The following is a 236-nucleotide window of genomic DNA, read 5'->3' as shown; positions in this document are numbered from 1 at the left end:
ATCGACGAAGGCGAATCCGCCAAAATCACCGACATCGAATTTGAAGGCAACCAAGTCTATTCCGACCGCAAACTGATGCGGCAAATGTCCCTGACGGAAGGCGGCATTTGGACGTGGCTGACCCGCAGCAACCGGTTCGACCGCCGGAAATTCGCCCAAGATATGGAAAAAGTAACCGACTTTTACCAAAACAACGGCTATTTCGACTTCCGCATCCTCGATACCGACATACAAAC

The 236-nt window shown here is 51.3% G+C and carries 1 protein-coding gene; it reads left to right on the top strand.

Features of this window, described 5'->3' with window-relative positions; all coding sequences use genetic code 11:
• Nucleotides 1–236 (top strand): POTRA domain-containing protein (locus tag ACI43T_RS12290; protein ID WP_405387409.1); only part of this gene is annotated, 236 nt, incomplete at both ends.

The sequence above is a fragment of the Neisseria oralis genome (assembly GCF_045062685.1).
In the GTDB taxonomy this organism is placed as follows: Bacteria; Pseudomonadota; Gammaproteobacteria; order Burkholderiales; family Neisseriaceae; genus Neisseria; species Neisseria oralis.
This window is presented reverse-complemented; position numbering and strand designations above follow the sequence as displayed.